The organism is Glutamicibacter arilaitensis Re117 (assembly GCF_000197735.1).
GTDB lineage: Bacteria > Actinomycetota > Actinomycetes > Actinomycetales > Micrococcaceae > Glutamicibacter > Glutamicibacter arilaitensis.
Window position 1 is genome coordinate 722,421 of record NC_014550.1, and the last position, 16,356, is coordinate 738,776.

Here is a 16,356-nt window from a genome sequence, read left to right on the forward strand (position 1 = left end):
GTCGGCCCCAATCCTCGATGAGGATTGGGGCCGACGGCGTTAATATGCTATAAGTCAAATGACACCATTGTTGATACTCTATGTATTAATATGTATTTATTGCTAACATGGTGTCATGGCAACGACTCATCCTCTAAGAATCTCTTCTACTGTGGCAGCACGCAAAGGAATAGGATTCATTACGACTCAGGCTCAGGAACGCCCGGTGACTTTGACGAGCCACGGAAAGCCTGTTGCAGTTGTCATGAGCGCCGCCGAACGTGATGAACAGCGCCGGCTTCTACGCGAAGTTGAGTTGAAGGTGCTGAGCATGGCGGCCAACCTCGTCGCTGACCGTTCGGCAATGTTGACGACGGATCAGGCTCGGGAGAAGCTCTTTGCCTCCGATTGATGAGCTACCACAACAGCAAGCTGAAGTTGTATTCACCGAAGAAAGCATTGACTGGCTGATCGAAAACGTTGTTGCCCCGCAGCGGGAAAACGTGATGGACACGATCGTTTCGCTGTTCGCTGCTCCACAGGGCAAGCACCCTCTTTCACATCAGAACAAGACAAACTTGGTCGGCTTCAACACGGTTGAGGCGGCGCAAAGAGAGTTCCGCATCATATATAGGGTGAGCGTGCGTGAAGGCGTTGGCCTGATTGAAGTCATAACAATCGGTCATCGACGTGACGATGAGGTGTATGTTTACGCGCACGACCTGATTCAATCCGGCAAACTCAGCGAAGCAGAACAAACCCAGATCTGGGATGCGCTGACGCTGATCGATGACACCAAGGCACGTGTCGGTTTGGAAGATTGGGACTATAAGGAGGAACCGGCTCCTGAAGGGCTCATTAAATCGGCTGTTGCTGCAGGGGCGCTCGACGAGGACTTCGCCAGAATACTGTCGAAGGACGAAATTGTCGTTGCCATGTCAGCGGCATGGGTAAACGGCGAAGTGAACCACGAAGCTGCCATTGCCGCAGCTCTTGGGCGCATCGCAACAAGCACTCGACCAGACCGCATCTTGGCGAGTAGGCGCGAGCCCAGATGCGGGGCAATCATGCCCAAGCTGAAAACACCGTGCATCCGTGTGAAGGGGCATGCTGGTGCCCATCGCGGACACAGGTAACCTGAACCAAACTTATCCGCACCCTGGGTCCTTTAGCATTCGGAACTTGATCATCGAATCGAAGCAATTGATCGCCACTCATGACAAAGAGCGGCGATCAATGAATTTAATGCGGCAGATAAAATGTCTCGTTGGTCAGTTCATGCCAAATCGGAAGTTCGACCAGAGCGGTGAAATCCTCAAGGAATCGTTTTGGTGAAAGGATCCAGTAAATAACCTGTTTCACGGTTCTGCTGGCGTTTCCGCCAGCGGCACCGGGAAGTTCGTGACGACACCATGTTCGGTGCATTGCGCGGTCCGGGCCAGTAACGCCGCCACGATCTGTCGGTCCCGCGCCGGATCGTGCACGATTTTGCCTTTCTTGTTCGCGAAGTCGCGGTAGTCGATGACCAGCAGCGCCATCCCGTGTTGCGGAATCAACGCCGCCTTGCGGGCATCGTAGAGCGAGCGCTGCGGTCCGCGGAGCATGGCGGTGGAAGTCACCTTGCTGTCGAAGAACGGGACAGCTTCCGAATGCTGCCGCTCGTGGTACTCCACCACCAGGCCCAGCTCCTCGAAATAGCCATCAATCGGCAACGTCTTGCGTTTGTCGTTCTTCAGAGACGGGTCGCCCCGCAGCCAGTCAAAGGATTGCTGACCGATGCACGGCAGGCCCAATGTGTCGGAGCACGGCTCCAGCACATAGTGCTCATCGCGCTTTTCCGGTTTGGCCGGCACCGGGGATACTGCGGGTTACGGACGATAGGTCGGCGGTGCCGGGAAGCGGCGGTGGCTGCCCCACCCGAGTTCCCACCCCTCGGAATCATCGAAGTAGTCTGCATACGCCACCGGCAATTCGTCGAGTCGGGTGACCTGCGAGAGCAGCTGAGCGTACCAGCGCACGTAGTCCAGGTTTCCGGTCTCGCCCGGGGTGCTGCGTTGTAATGAGGGCATGGCTTCGAGGATTGCTTCTGCGACGCTGACCCGGCTGACATCCTCGGGCATCTGCACGTCGTTGTTGAAGACATTGGCCCCTGCGGTGCTGTAGACGCAGGATTCCTCAGAATTGAACGGGTCGCCGAATTCGTCCTCGGGGTTCCAATCGGTGACGTTGTGGATGACGATCCGCCACGCGGTGCCCGAGGCATTGATGCCGGGCAGGATCCGCAGCCCGAGGTAGCCCAGCCGGTGAAGCAGGCCGACTGCTTCCATGATTCTGAGGGGAAGTTGCGTGTCCACTGTGCTCCTTGCCGTGGGATGATGTCGTAACCCTGATCATGCCATGGCGCACCGACATTTCGGCCTGGCGATCGGGCGGGCGCGAGACCGAGCTCGCCGTGACCCCGGCCCTTCGAATGCCGGACGCACGGCGGTCCGATGCCCAGACCCGGGGCTAAATCGTAGGTGCCAGTCGATAGGATCGCCTGGCGTCACCAAAACAGGCAGTAGGAATCTCAATGCTGGTGTCAGTTCCAGGTCCGCAGATGCCCGTTGCGCTTGAACCGGATGGCGTGCGGAGATTGGCCGGCGCACAGCGGCAGCCGCCGCCTTCACGGCTGATCGCCGTTCTCGAACGTTCAGCGTTCATTCGAGATGCCCACGGGAAGAAGCAGCAGTACGTTCCATTTGCGGAGCGGATTGTCGAGGAAAAGCACCTCGCCCAGCGAAGCACGCACGGTCTCCACTTCGATTTTTCACTGACCTTGTGCGATTTCGTGAACCGTCCATTGCTGACTCTCACGGGTACTGCTGTCAACGGGGAATTGGACCAGGCCATCCTGCAGGCTATCGCGGAGTTCTCCGGTACCTGCAAAATCTCGCAGCCGTCATCGATCGACCTGTTGGTCCCGGACCATGACGACCTCGGATTGGCAGAATTATCGCTGAATCCCGTTTTCTGTCTCAATCCGTCGTGGCAATTCGGGCTGAATCTGGGCGTTGACAACGAGGCCAACAGCCAGGCGCTGGCCCCGCTGGTACAGGACTACACGGCGAACCTTCCAGTCATTGCCTATACGGACGGTTCGGTGCCGCGGAACAGGAAGTTCCGCAGCGCTGGAGCGATGGTGACCTCGCAAGGACATTGGGCCTGCGCAATTTCGCCGAAGCACTACGTCCAGGACACCCTGCTGGCAGAAACCACAGGCGCCCTGCTGGCGCTGACCCACGCCCCGCTCGAATCGGACCTGACCATTTTCAGCGACAGCCGTGCCCTGATGAAAGCGGTCAATGATCTTGTGCAAGGACGGCAGCGCACTGTGAAAGTCCATCATGAGCTGCGCGAGAGTCTAGAACTTCGTACCGGGCGCACCCGCGCCCGCTGGGTTCGCGGACACGATGGAAATCGGCACAACGAAGCTGCCAACCGGATGGCCATCCTGATGTCGCGGCATTTCAGCGCCCGGATCAATCCGCACCTGACACAGTCGATGATGACCCAGATTGTGCGCGAGGAACTGTCCCAGCAGGCACTCGCGGCATGAAACATGCCGCGGCCTGCGGCCGGGGCCCATGAGCAGGTGAGCTACCCCGCCAGCTCGGTGCAGCACCCGGCCGCTACAGCCCCCGCCCGGCCTCCCAGAGATTGTCCGAGGTGCCGGTTAGCAGCGAATTCAACGAGACGGCTTGGGCATCGGTGAAGGAAGCAATGTAATCAACGATGGCCCGGGCCTGGCCCAGCCGCTGGATTTCATGCGGGCCGGACTGCGAGAACAGCTCTGGGGTGCTCTCGCGCAGCTGGCGGTATTCCTCGGTGGTGGCTTCCACCGAGTCCAGCAACCGTCGCGGTGCACGCCCTGCATCCTCCGGATCGTTGAGCCAGGTGTTGAAGCCTTCTGCCAGGGAACGGATAATTCGCGTTTGCCCGCGCTGGTATACCGCCAGATCTGAACGGTCCAAGACGAAGCGGGAATGGACAAACTTGAGTACCACGACGTCATGCCACGCTTCATCGCTCAAGCGGATATGGCCGCTGCGCACGTTAGGCGTGCGTTCAACGGTGATGGATTCCTGCAATCGGTCAATCCATCGCCGGGTGAAGGCGGTAACCGCACGGTCTGCCTGCAGGCCGCCGTCGTAGGGAACTGCGAGCAAGCCATCGACGAGGTCATGGCCGACCCGTTGCACCGAGGCGCGGAATGCTTCAGATTTGGCAATCCAGGGATCCTTGGCCAGGACATGGCGCCACGTAATTTCCAGCGCATGGCCCGGTTGCCGTTGGTCCAGTTCTGGAGCCTTCAGGGCTTGGAAGCGGACGGAGTTGTCCAGCCACGCTCGCAGTTCAGCGGAGACGCTGGTGTATTGCAAAATGCCAGCTCGATAGAAATCATCGAGGTCATGAACCGCGTATGCGATATCGTCTGCGATATCCATAACCGAGCTTTCCAGCGTCTGCTGGTATTTTCCGATGCCCGGGAAGACCGACAGGACGTCGTCCATTTCCTCGGCCTCGATATCGTAGGCCGAATACTTCATGGCGCCAGCAGCCGGATTCGCGCCGACGCCGCGGGGGAGCAGCTCCGGGGCGACCGGGGCCTGGCTGCGCCATTCATTGCGCGTCCAGGGGTATTTGAGCACTGCTGCGCGAACCGCGCGGGTCAGGTTCATGCCGCGCGGTGTGGCATCGCAGCTGTCCAGGGCGGTGAGGATCCGGAAGGTCTGTGCATTGCCTTCGAATCCATCGGGAAGCCCCAAGGTATCGCGGGCGACCCGGTCGAGTTCCTGCTCTCCCAGATGCCCGAAGGGAGGGTGGCCCAGATCGTGGGCCGCTGCCGCTGCTTGGACAACTACCGGGTCGCACCCTCCTAAGTCGGAGATTAGTCGCCTAGTAGGTTCGTCACTACGCCGGAGGCTGATGGCAATGGAACGCGCCACCGCGGAGACCTTAAGCGAATGGGTCAACCGGTTATGGACCAGGGTCCCTGAACCAGCCTGGGGAATCACCTGCGTCACCGAGGACAAGCGGGAGAAGTACGGGGAGAAGCGGATACGCTCAATATCAATGCGGAACTCATCTTCACCGGTGCGATTCCGCTCGACGATAGCGCGGTCGCGGCCGCCGGTCTGATGTGTCTGTGCTCTAGTTTCCATCGTATGACTAGCCTAGGCGAAAGGCCGCGAGATACCACGGGATTGTCATGCGAGTTCTATAGCGGAACTGCCTCTACCACCAATCCCCTCCGCGGGTTCCTACTGAAATAAGGCGCCTAATGAGGGCAATAAGATCAGCGAACGAGATTCAGTGGTGTCTGACCCGAAGAAAGCAACTGAACCTGTCGAGTTGCTAGTTCTGAAACCAATTCCACGAACTGTCCTGTATCGCCAGCCATATGCGGGGTGATGATGCATCCCGGGGCGTTCCACAGCGCGTGGCCAACCGGCAGCGGTTCTGGGTCGGTAACGTCCAATGCAGCACGCAGTCGCCCGGTCTCCAGCTCTTTAATCAGAGCTGCCGTGGCAATGATTGGTCCTCGCCCAACATTGACCAATAGAGCACCGTCGCGCATCCGATCCATGAACTCCTTGCCAATCAGTCCTTGGGTTTGGGGCGTATGGGGCAAGGCGCAGATGACTATTTCCGCTGAGGGCAATAGCTGATGCACGTTTTCAATGGAGACAACGTCGATCCCGCCGTTGATGGTGCGCGCTGTGCTGGCAACTCCCGTGATCTGTGCAGGCTTGAATGGCTTGAGTCGTTCGATGATGGCTGTGCCCACGCCTCCAACGCCAAGTACTACAACATTCGATCCGTGCAGTGATGAGGTCCAAAGCCGCGACCAGGATTCTTCCGTCTGGAGCTGATAAGCCCTGGGAAGTTCGCGCAGTGAAGCAAGAATCAATGCCAGGCAATGCTCCGCAGTTGAGTCTTCAACTGCGCCCTTGGAGTTTGAGAGCGCCACATCCTCGGGCAAATGATCCAGCACCCATTCGTAGCCGATGGATAGCAAATGGACGTGCTTCAATCCAGCAATTCTGCCCACCCTCATTCGGTGCGATGGATCCAGCGGTCGCTCGGTAACGAGCACATCAGCCGCTGGAGGCTCGCCATCGTTGATATTCCACAAGACGGGTTCGACCCCGGGAATCTGCATGCTGTCGACCAAGCTCTGCCACGGAACTAATACACGCAAACCATGAATCCAATCGTGAGATGAGATATTGCCGGGGGTGGCCCGGGCTTTGAATTCCACCGTACCAAGGCGCTGGATGAAATGATCAGTTCCGCGTCCAACCTGATTTAGAAGGCGGATCATTTCTCGGGACCAATTCCCGGGAACTTTGTCCTGCGTCTAAACTGGCGATATGACTCAGAGTGTGAAGAAACCCCAACAGGCCGGACTGGGAATGACGACAGGAGCAATGTTCATCGCGTGGACCTTGGGCCTTGTCGGTGTAGTCATGCTGATTCTTGGAGGGGCCACTGCAGCCGCGCTAGTCATTCTTGCGGCAGCGATTCTGCAAGCAGGCGCCATGATCGCCGAAGCGATATACCGCTCCAGAAGCTAGCGCTCAGCAGCACCATCCGCGTAGTGCCGTACCGGAGCAAGGATCAGCCTTCTGGACCCTGCTCAAGTTCTGCAACGAACCGTGCCAAGCGGGCAGTTCTCGTCTTCTCCGTTCGGGCAATCATCAGCTGATGCAGGATGTGATAGCGCGGTTGGGATTTCAAGGCCGCAAAGTTCTTGGCCGCCACGCTCGAGCGATCCAGCGCTTCTTGCAGGTCCGGGGGAACCTGGGCGGTGGCCTGGCCTTGGTACGCGCGCTCCCACCGTCCATCTTCCTTGGCCTTCTGGATTTCCGCGAAGCCTCGTGGCCGCATGCGGCCTTGATCAATTAATTCCTGGGCGAATTCAGTGTTCTTCTGCGACCAGACAGAGTTCTTCCGGCGGGGAGTGTAGCGCTGGAGGAAGGTCGTGTCATCGCGTTTGCGGCGGATGGCATCGATCCATCCGCTGCAAAGCGCCTCGGGCAATGCTTGTGCGACAGCGAGCGAGGTGGGGGAAGTCGTTCCCTTCTTTGCCACTACCAGCCAAACGCCATCGCTGGTTTCTTCGTGTTCGTCGAGCCAAGCGCGCCAAGCGGTGACATCAGGAAGAATCAAAGTATCTTGTGGATCCATGGAATTTATCCTGCACCTCGTTGCCCATAGTTGCTAGTGCCTGGACTCGCCGTCGGGATGGTGCCTGCCATTGCTTGCCCGAAGCACGGCGGAACGTGGCCGGAGACCGTGGAGCAATTTCCTGCTCCGGAACAACATGAATCGACACGCCACGGATCATGGCGAGTAGCGCGGTCAGCCGTCGGCCGGCCATAGCGATGAGGGCTCGAGTGCGGCATTTTCCCTGCACCAGTTTGTATCCGCAGTCCTGGTCATCGCCAAGCCCAGCATCAATGCCGGGAGGCTAAGTGGAGCTTGCCACACCATGGCTGTGCGCCAGCGCGACAGCTTGGGCGCGGGAGCCGACGCCCATCTTCTTGAAGAGATTGCGCACGTGGAATTTCACCGTGTTCTCGCTGATCCCCAGCGCCTGCGAAATAGCCCGGTTGCGCTGCCCCGCTGCCAGAAGCTGCAGGACCTCGAATTCCCGGCCGCCCAGGCTCCATTCGGCGATGTCCGCCGCGTCTGACGGAGGGGCGTCCAGCGGGAGCCTCACCGAGACTTCCGTGCCCCATCCGCCCATGACCTCGATCTCGATCAGCCCGTTCAACGCCTCCACGCGCCGCACGAGGCGGTCCAAGGCCGCCGCGGAGGGATCGATGCCGCCGCGTGCATCGTCGCGGACGTTGATCAGCAAATTCTCACCGTCGCAGTCCCACTGCACCCGGATCCGCTGGATGTCTTCCTGCTCCATCATCGCCAAGGCCAGGCCGCGCACGATGGCCCGGGCGGCATGAGCCACCTCGCCGGGCAACGCCCTGCCGTTCTTGGGCGGCTCGACGAATTGCAGGTCCACGCCGCTCAAAGTGGTTAACGGGCGCAGGTCATCGCGCAAGCGGGTGAAAGCCGAAGCAACCGGTTCCTCCACGATGCTATTGGTGCGGTCATCCACGGTCTTGAGCCCGACCAGGGTCTTGGCCGCAAGGTCGATGGCGGCAACGCGCGCGGCCGCATCGTCCAATTGCGTGGAGCGCAAGGTCGCCAGCAGGATATCGAGGCTCGTCGCATACTGTTCCACCAGCTCGCCGGTGACCCGGACCCGCTCTGCTGAGACCGCGCGCGATTCGCGCAGATAGGACGGAGGGGCATCGGCCACCTTCTCGCGGATCCGGTTGGCGGCCAGATTCCACAGGTATTCGACCAACTCGGGCTGGCCACCGGCGGGGCGGGGCTCGATGAGCACCAGCAACGCATTGCTGGGCGGGTAGCGCAGGGCGAGGATATCCCGCGGAGCTCCGCCGATCTCGGCACGCTCGCTCCAGCGGTTCTCACCGGGATGGGAACCGCGGATCCGATCCAGTTCCGCTATGCCCACCAGATCCGTGATGCGCTGGTCGCCGGCGAGCTTCCTGGGCCTATCGGTGCACTCCTCGGTGAAAATGGCCAGGGCCGCGCAACGGATTTCCGGAGCCAGAGCATCACGCAGGCGAACGGCGATCTGCGGCAGTGCAACCGTGGCCAGCAGCGCGATCGATTCGAGCACCCCTGGTGCCGGTTCGGCAGCTTGCAGGCCAGGGGCGAAAGAGGAGTCCAGAATGCTCATGCAGGCCAGTGTATCGCAGCTCGGGGGACCAGCCACTATCCGAAAGGATAGGTTCAACTGCCTGTAAATGGCGTAGCGGCCACCCCTTTCTGGCCGGAGAATTGACTCATGCCCATCAAAGCCTATCCGGTCCGCCGGGAGGCGCTGTCGAAAGGAATGGCATGAACACCATGGCCGAACCCCTCACCGAAGCGATATCCCAGCAGGACGTGCTGGACACCATGGACCTGGTCCACTCGGAGATCGAGGCAACCGTGCGGGGCGTGAAGCCGCAGCAGGTCATCGAGCTCGCTGCGCAGCTGCGCGCGGCACCGAGGGTGTTCGTCGCCGGCGCCGGGCGCAGCGGGCTGGCCCTGCGCATGGCGGCGATGCGCCTGATGCATCTGGGCCTGGCCGTGCACGTCGCCGGGGATGCCACCACGCCGGCCATTGCCGAGGGGGACCTGCTGCTCGTGGCCTCCGGATCCGGAACCACCGCAGGCGTGGTCCAGAACGTCCGCACCGCCCAACGGGTCGGTGCCCGGATCGCGGCCATCACCACCGATCCATCCAGCCCCATCGGGTCGGCCGCCCACGTTCTCGTAGAAGTCCCGGCCGCCGGGAAAACGGACCACGGATCGTCCATTACCCGCCAATACTCCGGCAGCCTGTTCGAGCAGGCGCTGTTCCTGATCACCGAAATCGTGTTCCACACGCTTTGGAGCGCGGATGACGCCACCGCCCAGCAGCTGTGGCAGCGCCACGCGAACCTGGAGTAGACCGGTGCTTTGGCGCCAATACCAACCCACCACCAATAACCCCTGAAAGGGACCATCATGAAAATCCAAGTTGCCATCGATCTGCTCAGCACCGCCGAAGCGCTGGAGCTGGCAGGAAAAGTCGCCCCGTATGTGGACATCATCGAGCTGGGCACCCCGCTGATCAAGGCCGAAGGGCTGTCGGTGATCACCGCCATCAAGCAGGCCCACCCGGACAAGACCGTCTTCGCGGATATGAAGACCATGGACGCCGGGGAACTGGAAGCGGATATCGCCTTCGCCGCTGGCGCGGATCTGGTTTCCATCCTCGGAGCCGCCGATAATTCCACGATCGCCGGCGCGGTCAAGGCCGCCACCGAGCGCGGCAAGGGCATCGTCGTGGATCTGATCGGCATCGCTGACAAGCCAGCCCGGGCCCGCGAAGTTGCTGCGTTGGGTGTCCAGTTTGTCGAATTCCATGCTGGCCTGGACGAGCAGGCGCAACCGGGCTACGACCTGGATGTGCTGCTGAGCGCTGGCGCGGCATCCCAGGTGCCATTCTCGGTGGCTGGCGGCGTTAGCATCAGCACGATTGCCGACGTCCAGAAGTCCGGCGCGCAGGTAGCCGTGGCCGGCGGTGCCATCTACTCCGCCGAAGACCCGGCTCAGGCAGCCAAGGAACTGCAGGCCGCGCTGGTCTAGACGCGATTCCCCGTGGGGGTCGTGAACCCGATCGGACCGAGTAAGACCACCGATCCTAGTGTTCACAATGTCCAGAGGCACTACAGTTAGCAGGACCTTGGCTAGAGACTGCTCGGATAGTTCTGGGAAAGCCCGGCTCCAGGCATTGGCTCTGCTGGTCAGAGCCATTGGCGCCCCCACCGAGAGCAGTGAATAATCGGCATCGTTCACATTGGGATGGTGGCGCGAAAGCGTTAGCCGGTGGACGTTAAAGCACTCCAGAGGCCGGGATAATATCCCGGCCTCTGGAGTGCAGGAAAGTGTTCCGGGGACTAGTAGAGCTTGTTGGCTCCACCATCTGCCATGAGAGTTTGGCCGGTGACGTACTTGGCGTCATCCGAGAGCAGGAACGCGACCACCGGTGCGACGTCAGCTTCCGGATCGCCGAAGCGGCCCAGCGGAACCTTGGCCAGCGACTGCTTGTACAGGTCTGGGAAGGCCTCGCTCCAGGCCTTGACGCCGTCGGTCAGCGCCATGGGGGAGGCCAGTACACCCGATAAGTAAATAACCGGCTAAGTGAGGGGCAACCAAGCCCCTCACTTAGCTATATCCCCAGCACACCAAGGACAATAAAACCTATGACTAGCGACCCCAGCATCTGGGAAAGAAACCTGCAAGCGGACACTGAGCGGTTGCAGAAATCGGGCGTGGCGGCCTCCGCCGCCAGCTCCCCCGGCCGCCGCGCTCAAACCTTACCCCCGGTACCGAACCTCTGGGACGTTTTCACTCACCAGGGCAAACCCTATCGAGTGATGCGGTTACAGCCCGGAGAGTACCCAGGCCACCCTATCCAGCCACATCAAGCCGTAACCGCTCTCATTCATACGCCCACCGGAACCCCACAAATTCACGGACAGGCCACCGCCCGCACTTAGTGCACGTGGTCTGGGAGGACGAGAAAGGGGAGACCTACGGGACGTGGCTGCCGCACTTGTCGGTCACGTTCGATAATCTTCCTCCGTACCCCACGACCGAAGGACAGCAACCCTGACTCGCAACGCCTCAGAGATTTTCGATGACCTCAAAGCCCTGGCCAACGAGCTGGAAGACCTCGCCGCTACCGGACGCATCACTATGAGCATCGACTCATGGAACAAAGACTATCCCGACACGAAACCAGCCGTCGCCCAAGCCCTGGCAGCGCTACAGGTCGCAATCAACGCTACATGCTGGATGGAAACCCTACCCGCCGCCGGCCCAACCGACGCGAAACCGGGGCAACGCGGTTAAGCCTCCTTCCCACCTGTGCACAGCAAAAGCCCAATCGCTGCGCTGCTTTTCCTGCACCGACGTGGACAGCAGGAACCAAACGACCACCCGCACACAAGCCACAAGCTGCGGTACCTGAGTTCGCCTACGACAGGGGATCATGGCTCATGCACGGCATCTAGCGATGAGCACGGAAGCGACAAGAAAAATGGGAGGTACGCAGAAAATGCGGCAAAGTAAAGCAGGCAGAGTCAGCGAAAAGCACGCGCGCCGTACTAACCAAGAACTCCAAGCGCTCAGCGAACCACCGATGAACGATCCCATCGAACACCTCATTGCCAAAACCGAATTCGACTCCGGAGCTTAAGACCAAATAAGCAAAGCCTTCACCTTGATTCTGGCCGGGGTAGCAATTTTGTTCGCGGGCGGAAGCCTCGCTGGCGTTGTCTTGATCGACGGCGCCATCATCGGCATCGCCTTGTCCGCCGGCGGGGCGGCAGCCCTCTTGATCGCGATCGCGCTGTCGATCGAGCTTCTGTTCGTCGCCGCCTCCACAGCGGGATCCGCGCGCGCGGGCGGCGGCTCCCTCGGCACCGCGATCGGTGTCGGCGCCTTCGTTGCGGTCATGATGCCTATCGGCGCGGTGCTCGGCGCCGTCGTCTTCGCCGGTGTCTCAGCCCCCGTGCTGATCGCAGGCCTCGGCTTTGGTGCCGCCGCCCTGCTTTTCACCGCCGTCGCAGAGCTGTTGGTCGAAGCCTACGAAATCAAAGAGAGCACCGGCACCATCGCGATGGCAGCCGGCGGCTTCCTGCTATTTCTCATCCTCATGATGCTGATGTGACCATGCTTACGCACCCGAGGACGGGGCAAGCCGCATACGGGCCCGGTCGCACGCCACCTTTAGCCAAGCCATGGCGATACCGGTCTATCGAGGTGTGGCTACGCGTTCGAGCCCATCAATGTCGAGAATCGTGACATCACGACGCCCGTGGAGTTCGATGACACCGGAGGCGGAGAGCGCGGCAAGGCGTCGGCTCAGAGTTTCTGGCGTGGTGCCCAGATAGGAGGCGATTTCGTACTTCGCCAACGGCAGCCACACTGTGGGCACGCCGTCTCGGATGCTGCCGGGCAGATCCAGCAAGTAGGCCGCGATGCGGGCACTGACATCGCTGGAGGTGATGGCGGCCAGCAATCGCTCGACGGAGGCGAGCCTGTCGGACAGAGTCCGCATCATCCGCAGACCGACATCAGGGTAGTCGCGCAGCAGGGCCGAGAGGTCGGTGTGATCGAAGACGCACATCCGGCTGTCTTCCAGCGCGACGACGAGGTCATTGGGCAGGTGGCCGGTCAGGAAGGCCCGTTCGCCCACGACATCACCGTCGGTCACCGTGCGCAGGATTTGTTCCTGGCCATTGGCCGCCGCATGGCTGACCTTGAGCTGTCCGCTGTGCATCACCAACAGACGCGACACCGACTGACCTGGCGAATAGACCGTCTCTCCCTTGGCAACATGCACCGGGCGGACGAACTCCGCGACCCGCAACTGCTCCTCGCGGGTGAGTCCTTGGAAGATCGGCACGCGGCTGACGCACAAATCATCTACAGGCATGTGGCAAGTCTACCGGAGTCGGCATCGGCGCCGCGGGACCGGACCGCGGCAGCGGCAGCGACGCCTCGGTAGCAGGCGCGCACCGAACATGATCTATGTCAAGGAGTTCCGGGCGCCGCAAACCTATCATGAAGGTACCAATAAGGAACACATCACGAAAGGGGTCAACAATGGCCACCCCCACCACCCCCACCACTCACACCGTCCTGAGAGCGGAGGGATTCTCCTGCCCGTCGTGCGTGGCGAAGATCGAGAAGCAGGTCGGGCGACTCAAGGGTGTCGAGAACGTGAAGGTCCACTTCGCCTCCGCCCGCATCGAGGTCGACCATGACGCCGAGCGCATCTCCGTGGATGACCTCGTCGCCGCTATCGCCAAAGCCGGCTACAGGGCCGCACCGTCTGCCTTCTGAGGCCAACGGCCCCCGCGGGCCGCCTGCGGACATCCTTCCGACATTCCACTCTGCCGGTCTGCTGGCACGAGACCCAGAAAGGTCGTACCCGAAAGTGAACAGGCTCCAAAAATGGGTCTATGGGAACTGGTCAGTCCCCGTCGTATCCGGCGTGCTCATCATCATCTCCTTCGCCATCCAGCGGCTGGCCGGGGGTGTCGCCAACCTCACCGTCAGCCCCCAGTGGTGGCTCGACGCCGGGGCCCACGCCACTCACGCCAGCGCGGCTTTCACCCTCGGGGATGTCTTCATGATCGCCGCGGCCGTGGTTGCCGGCTACGGGATCGTGGCGAAGGCGGTGCGCGCGCTGATCGCCAAGGTCGTCGGCATCGACCTGCTCGTGTCGGTTGCGGCTATCGGCGCGGTCATCATCGGCAACTTCTGGGAGGCCGCGGCGGTCACGTTCCTGTTCGCGATCGGCCACGCGCTGGAAGCTGCGACCCTGAACAAGACCCGCTCGGCACTGGCCGAACTCGTCGCCGTCGCCCCGGATTCCGCGATCGTTGTGCGCGATGGCGAGCAACAGGAGATCCCTGCCGGGCAAGTGAGAATGGGCGAGATCGTCCTGGTCAAGAACGGTGCGAAGGTCCCCGTGGACGGCCAGGTCGTCTCCGGCACCGGTGCCATCGACGAGGCCTCCATCACCGGCGAGTCCATCCCGGTGGAGAAAACTAAAGGCGGGCAGGTCTTCGCCGGCACCGTCTCCCGCGGCGGCTTCCTACAGGTCCTGGCCACTGGCATCGGCGCAGATACCACCTTGGCCCGCATCATCCACCGTGTGGAAGAGGCTCAGGACGCCAAGGCCAAGACCCAGGCCTTCATCGACCGGTTCTCCACGTGGTACACCCCCGCCGTCATGGTCCTGGCCCTGGTGGCCGGACTTATCAGCGGAGACGTGGTGCTGGCCCTGACCCTGTTGGTCATCGGCTGCCCGGGCGCCCTGGTGATCTCCATCCCGGTCGCCATCGTGGCGGGCATCGGCCGCGCCGCGCGCAACGGCATCCTCATCAAGGGCGGCGAGTTCCTGGAGACCTCCGCGAAGATCACGGCGGTCGCCGTGGACAAGACCGGCACCCTCACCGAGGGCAAACCGCAGCTGACCGACGTCATCATCCTGGATTCCACGCTCGACCGTACGGAGGTGTTGCGCTGGGCCGCGGCAGCTGAGGCCGGCTCCGAACACCCACTGGCCCGCCCCATCCTGGAGACCGCCCGCGAGGAGGGCGTTGCCCCGCAGGGCATCCCCGGCGCCGTCACCCCGGTCCCCGGCAAGGGCATCGTGGCGAACGTCAATGGCCGCCAGGTGCTGATCGGCAACCCGCCGCTACTGGAGCAGTACGGCATTGCCTCGGGCATCGCCGAGGCTGCGCAGGCCGCCCAGGACCTGGCCGCCGCCGGGAAAACACCTATGATCGTCGCTGTTGACGGGAGGGTGATCGGCGTCGTCGCCGTCGCGGACCAGATCCGCCAGGACGCACCGGAGATGGTCGCGCGACTGCACCGGGCCGGCGTCGAGAAGGTCGTCATGCTCACCGGTGACACCCGACCGGTGGCCGAGGCCGTCGGCAAAGCCACCGGGATCGACGAGATCCACGCCTCCCTGCTCCCTGAGGACAAGCTGGACGCTGTCACCGAGCTACAGCGCCAGGGCCACACGATCGCGATGGTCGGTGACGGCGTCAATGACGCTCCGGCTCTCGCCACCGCGAACATCGGCGTGGCGATGGGTGCGGCAGGCTCGGCCGTGGCCGTGGAGACCGCGGACATCGCCCTGATGGGCGACAACCTGCTCAAGCTGCCCGAGGCCATCGGCCTGGCCAAGCGAACCGTGAACGTGATGAAGCAGAACATCGCGATCGCCCTGATCACCGTGGTGCTGCTACTGGCCGGAGTCTTCGCCGGCGGAGTGACCATGTCGATCGGCATGCTCGTCCACGAAGCCTCCGTGCTCGTGGTGATCGCCAACGCGATGCGGCTGCTGCGAAACACCCGAGACTCCACGACGATGCCAAAGAGTGAACGCACCATCGGGACAGCTGCGGAGCAGGTGGCCGCCTGACGCCCATCCCGGGGCAATGGACCCACCCCGGACACCGGGCACCTCCAAGACTCAAAACAACCACGCAAACACCAAAAACAACACACGAAACAGAGGAGACCGACCATGAGCGAAAAGAACTTCACCCTTGGCGACAACGTCGAGCATTTCACCATCGAGGACGTGGCCAGGGATAATCCTGACTTCCGGAAGGTGCTGTGGACCGGAGAACACACCCAGATCGTGGCGATGACCATTCCGCCCGGTGGCGAGATCGGAGACGAGGTCCACGAACACACCGATCAGATCCTGACCTTTGTCTCCGGAACCGGCGAAGCCGACCTCAATGGCCACACCCACCCCATCGATGCCGGTGACCAGTGCGCGGTACCCGCCGGTGCCCAGCACAACTTCCGCAACACCGGCGACGAGCCGCTGGTGCTGTACACCATCTACAGCCCACCCGAGCACGCTACCGGCGCCGTATTCGCCACCCGGGAAGAGGCTGACGCCGCCGAAGCCGCCGGTGAGGACGAACCGCCCCGGTCCTGACCGCCACCGCCACCGCCACGAAAGACCCACCCGGGACGTCGACGACGCGCCACCCAGTCCAGATCAGAAGGAGTGCGTCCTAGCAGACGACGGGCATAGGGACGTGCGCGGGTGCCCAGAAAATGAAGAAGTACACGTGGCCGGATGGAGAGCGCCGCGAGACCCGAGAGGAGAAGTCCCCACTTCTGGTTGGCAAGTACGTCGGCGATGTGGCGGACTTGGTTGGT

The 16,356-nt window shown here is 61.8% G+C and carries 19 protein-coding genes; 11 read left to right on the plus strand and 8 right to left on the minus strand.

Annotated features, from left to right (window positions below):
* The first annotated feature begins 115 nt into the window (after positions 1-115).
* Together AARI_RS03735 and AARI_RS03740 are read left to right on the plus strand one after the other, a co-directional pair.
* Positions 116-391, plus strand: coding sequence for a type II toxin-antitoxin system prevent-host-death family antitoxin (locus AARI_RS03735; RefSeq protein ID WP_013348025.1), 276 nt, complete (start codon positions 116-118; stop codon positions 389-391).
* Positions 378-1,115 carry a type II toxin-antitoxin system RelE family toxin gene (locus AARI_RS03740; RefSeq protein WP_013348026.1) on the plus strand — a complete coding sequence of 246 codons (738 nt, stop codon included), beginning with the start codon at positions 378-380 and terminating at the stop codon, positions 1,113-1,115. Before AARI_RS03735 ends, AARI_RS03740 begins: the two co-directional genes overlap by 14 nt.
* A 222-nt stretch (positions 1,116-1,337) precedes the next feature.
* On the opposite strand, the gene AARI_RS03750 is transcribed toward AARI_RS03740, so the two are convergent.
* Positions 1,338-1,832, minus strand: coding sequence for a hypothetical protein (locus tag AARI_RS03750; RefSeq protein WP_013348027.1), 495 nt, complete (start codon positions 1,830-1,832; stop codon positions 1,338-1,340).
* 15 nt (positions 1,833-1,847) lie between these two features.
* Positions 1,848-2,333 (minus strand): hypothetical protein, encoded by a 486-nt coding sequence (locus tag AARI_RS03755; RefSeq protein ID WP_157867079.1) that lies wholly within the window; start codon positions 2,331-2,333, stop codon positions 1,848-1,850.
* A 218-nt stretch (positions 2,334-2,551) separates the two neighbouring features.
* Between AARI_RS03755 and AARI_RS03760 the strand changes: the two genes are divergently transcribed.
* Positions 2,552-3,577 (plus strand): RNase H family protein, encoded by a 1,026-nt coding sequence (locus tag AARI_RS03760; protein WP_013348030.1) that lies wholly within the window; start codon positions 2,552-2,554, stop codon positions 3,575-3,577.
* A 73-nt stretch (positions 3,578-3,650) separates the two neighbouring features.
* Here AARI_RS03760 and AARI_RS03765 read toward each other — a convergent pair whose 3' ends face one another.
* Positions 3,651-5,183, minus strand: a complete 1,533-nt coding sequence (locus AARI_RS03765) for a deoxyguanosinetriphosphate triphosphohydrolase family protein (RefSeq protein ID WP_013348031.1) — start codon at positions 5,181-5,183, stop codon at positions 3,651-3,653.
* A gap of 134 nt (positions 5,184-5,317) precedes the next feature.
* Positions 5,318-6,223: a 2-hydroxyacid dehydrogenase gene (locus tag AARI_RS03770; RefSeq protein ID WP_041649326.1), complete on the minus strand. Its 906-nt coding sequence runs from the start codon at positions 6,221-6,223 to the stop codon at positions 5,318-5,320.
* Positions 6,224-6,407: 184 nt separating this feature from the next.
* Here AARI_RS03770 and AARI_RS19565 point away from each other — a divergent pair, with 184 nt between their 5' ends.
* On the plus strand, positions 6,408-6,599 hold the full coding sequence (locus tag AARI_RS19565; protein WP_157867080.1) for a hypothetical protein: 192 nt from the start codon (positions 6,408-6,410) through the stop codon (positions 6,597-6,599).
* 43 nt (positions 6,600-6,642) lie between these two features.
* Here AARI_RS19565 and AARI_RS03775 read toward each other — a convergent pair whose 3' ends face one another.
* Both AARI_RS03775 and AARI_RS03780 read right to left on the minus strand, forming a co-directional pair.
* Positions 6,643-7,212 carry a YdeI/OmpD-associated family protein gene (locus tag AARI_RS03775; RefSeq protein ID WP_013348034.1) on the minus strand — a complete coding sequence of 190 codons (570 nt, stop codon included), beginning with the start codon at positions 7,210-7,212 and terminating at the stop codon, positions 6,643-6,645.
* A gap of 283 nt (positions 7,213-7,495) precedes the next feature.
* A complete protein-coding gene (locus AARI_RS03780) occupies positions 7,496-8,794 on the minus strand; it encodes a helix-turn-helix transcriptional regulator (protein WP_013348035.1) in 1,299 nt (432 codons plus the stop codon).
* Between the two features lie 161 nt (positions 8,795-8,955).
* On the opposite strand from AARI_RS03780, the gene hxlB reads away from it, so the two are divergent.
* Positions 8,956-9,552, plus strand: coding sequence for a 6-phospho-3-hexuloisomerase (gene hxlB / locus AARI_RS03785; RefSeq protein ID WP_013348036.1), 597 nt, complete (start codon positions 8,956-8,958; stop codon positions 9,550-9,552).
* A 57-nt stretch (positions 9,553-9,609) separates the two neighbouring features.
* Positions 9,610-10,233 carry a 3-hexulose-6-phosphate synthase gene (gene hxlA / locus AARI_RS03790; RefSeq protein ID WP_013348037.1) on the plus strand — a complete coding sequence of 208 codons (624 nt, stop codon included), beginning with the start codon at positions 9,610-9,612 and terminating at the stop codon, positions 10,231-10,233.
* A 311-nt stretch (positions 10,234-10,544) separates the two neighbouring features.
* Here hxlA and AARI_RS03795 read toward each other — a convergent pair whose 3' ends face one another.
* Positions 10,545-10,748, minus strand: coding sequence for an SDR family oxidoreductase (locus AARI_RS03795; RefSeq protein ID WP_041648428.1), 204 nt, complete (start codon positions 10,746-10,748; stop codon positions 10,545-10,547).
* 917 nt (positions 10,749-11,665) lie between these two features.
* Between AARI_RS03795 and AARI_RS19570 the strand changes: the two genes are divergently transcribed.
* Both AARI_RS19570 and AARI_RS03800 read left to right on the plus strand, forming a co-directional pair.
* Positions 11,666-11,848, plus strand: coding sequence for a hypothetical protein (locus AARI_RS19570; RefSeq protein ID WP_157867081.1), 183 nt, complete (start codon positions 11,666-11,668; stop codon positions 11,846-11,848).
* Between the two features lie 81 nt (positions 11,849-11,929).
* Complete coding sequence (locus AARI_RS03800) at positions 11,930-12,322, plus strand: ZIP family metal transporter (protein WP_197280913.1); 393 nt, start codon at positions 11,930-11,932, stop codon at positions 12,320-12,322.
* A gap of 84 nt (positions 12,323-12,406) precedes the next feature.
* Here AARI_RS03800 and AARI_RS03805 read toward each other — a convergent pair whose 3' ends face one another.
* Positions 12,407-13,090 (minus strand): Crp/Fnr family transcriptional regulator, encoded by a 684-nt coding sequence (locus AARI_RS03805; protein WP_013348038.1) that lies wholly within the window; start codon positions 13,088-13,090, stop codon positions 12,407-12,409.
* A gap of 170 nt (positions 13,091-13,260) precedes the next feature.
* Here AARI_RS03805 and AARI_RS03810 point away from each other — a divergent pair, with 170 nt between their 5' ends.
* The 3 genes from AARI_RS03810 (at position 13,261) to AARI_RS03820 (ending at position 16,129) form a co-directional block, all read left to right on the plus strand.
* Positions 13,261-13,500 (plus strand): heavy-metal-associated domain-containing protein, encoded by a 240-nt coding sequence (locus tag AARI_RS03810; RefSeq protein WP_013348039.1) that lies wholly within the window; start codon positions 13,261-13,263, stop codon positions 13,498-13,500.
* Between the two features lie 94 nt (positions 13,501-13,594).
* A complete protein-coding gene (locus AARI_RS03815; protein ID WP_013348040.1) occupies positions 13,595-15,598 on the plus strand; it encodes a heavy metal translocating P-type ATPase in 2,004 nt (667 codons plus the stop codon).
* A gap of 105 nt (positions 15,599-15,703) precedes the next feature.
* Positions 15,704-16,129: a cupin domain-containing protein gene (locus tag AARI_RS03820; protein ID WP_013348041.1), complete on the plus strand. Its 426-nt coding sequence runs from the start codon at positions 15,704-15,706 to the stop codon at positions 16,127-16,129.
* The last annotated feature ends 227 nt before the right edge of the window (positions 16,130-16,356 follow it).

Coding starts and splice junctions, on each gene's coding strand:
- AARI_RS03735 (WP_013348025.1), top strand. CDS start 116: ATGGCAACGACTCATCCTCTAAGAATCTCTTCTACTGTGGCAGCACGC.
- AARI_RS03760 (WP_013348030.1), top strand. CDS start 2,552: ATGCTGGTGTCAGTTCCAGGTCCGCAGATGCCCGTTGCGCTTGAACCG.
- AARI_RS03765 (WP_013348031.1), bottom strand. CDS start 5,183: ATGGAAACTAGAGCACAGACACATCAGACCGGCGGCCGCGACCGCGCT.
- AARI_RS03775 (WP_013348034.1), bottom strand. CDS start 7,212: ATGGATCCACAAGATACTTTGATTCTTCCTGATGTCACCGCTTGGCGC.
- AARI_RS03780 (WP_013348035.1), bottom strand. CDS start 8,794: ATGAGCATTCTGGACTCCTCTTTCGCCCCTGGCCTGCAAGCTGCCGAA.
- hxlB (WP_013348036.1), top strand. CDS start 8,956: ATGAACACCATGGCCGAACCCCTCACCGAAGCGATATCCCAGCAGGAC.
- hxlA (WP_013348037.1), top strand. CDS start 9,610: ATGAAAATCCAAGTTGCCATCGATCTGCTCAGCACCGCCGAAGCGCTG.
- AARI_RS03795 (WP_041648428.1), bottom strand. CDS start 10,748: ATGGCGCTGACCGACGGCGTCAAGGCCTGGAGCGAGGCCTTCCCAGAC.
- AARI_RS19570 (WP_157867081.1), top strand. CDS start 11,666: ATGAGCACGGAAGCGACAAGAAAAATGGGAGGTACGCAGAAAATGCGG.
- AARI_RS03805 (WP_013348038.1), bottom strand. CDS start 13,090: ATGCCTGTAGATGATTTGTGCGTCAGCCGCGTGCCGATCTTCCAAGGA.
- AARI_RS03810 (WP_013348039.1), top strand. CDS start 13,261: ATGGCCACCCCCACCACCCCCACCACTCACACCGTCCTGAGAGCGGAG.
- AARI_RS03820 (WP_013348041.1), top strand. CDS start 15,704: ATGAGCGAAAAGAACTTCACCCTTGGCGACAACGTCGAGCATTTCACC.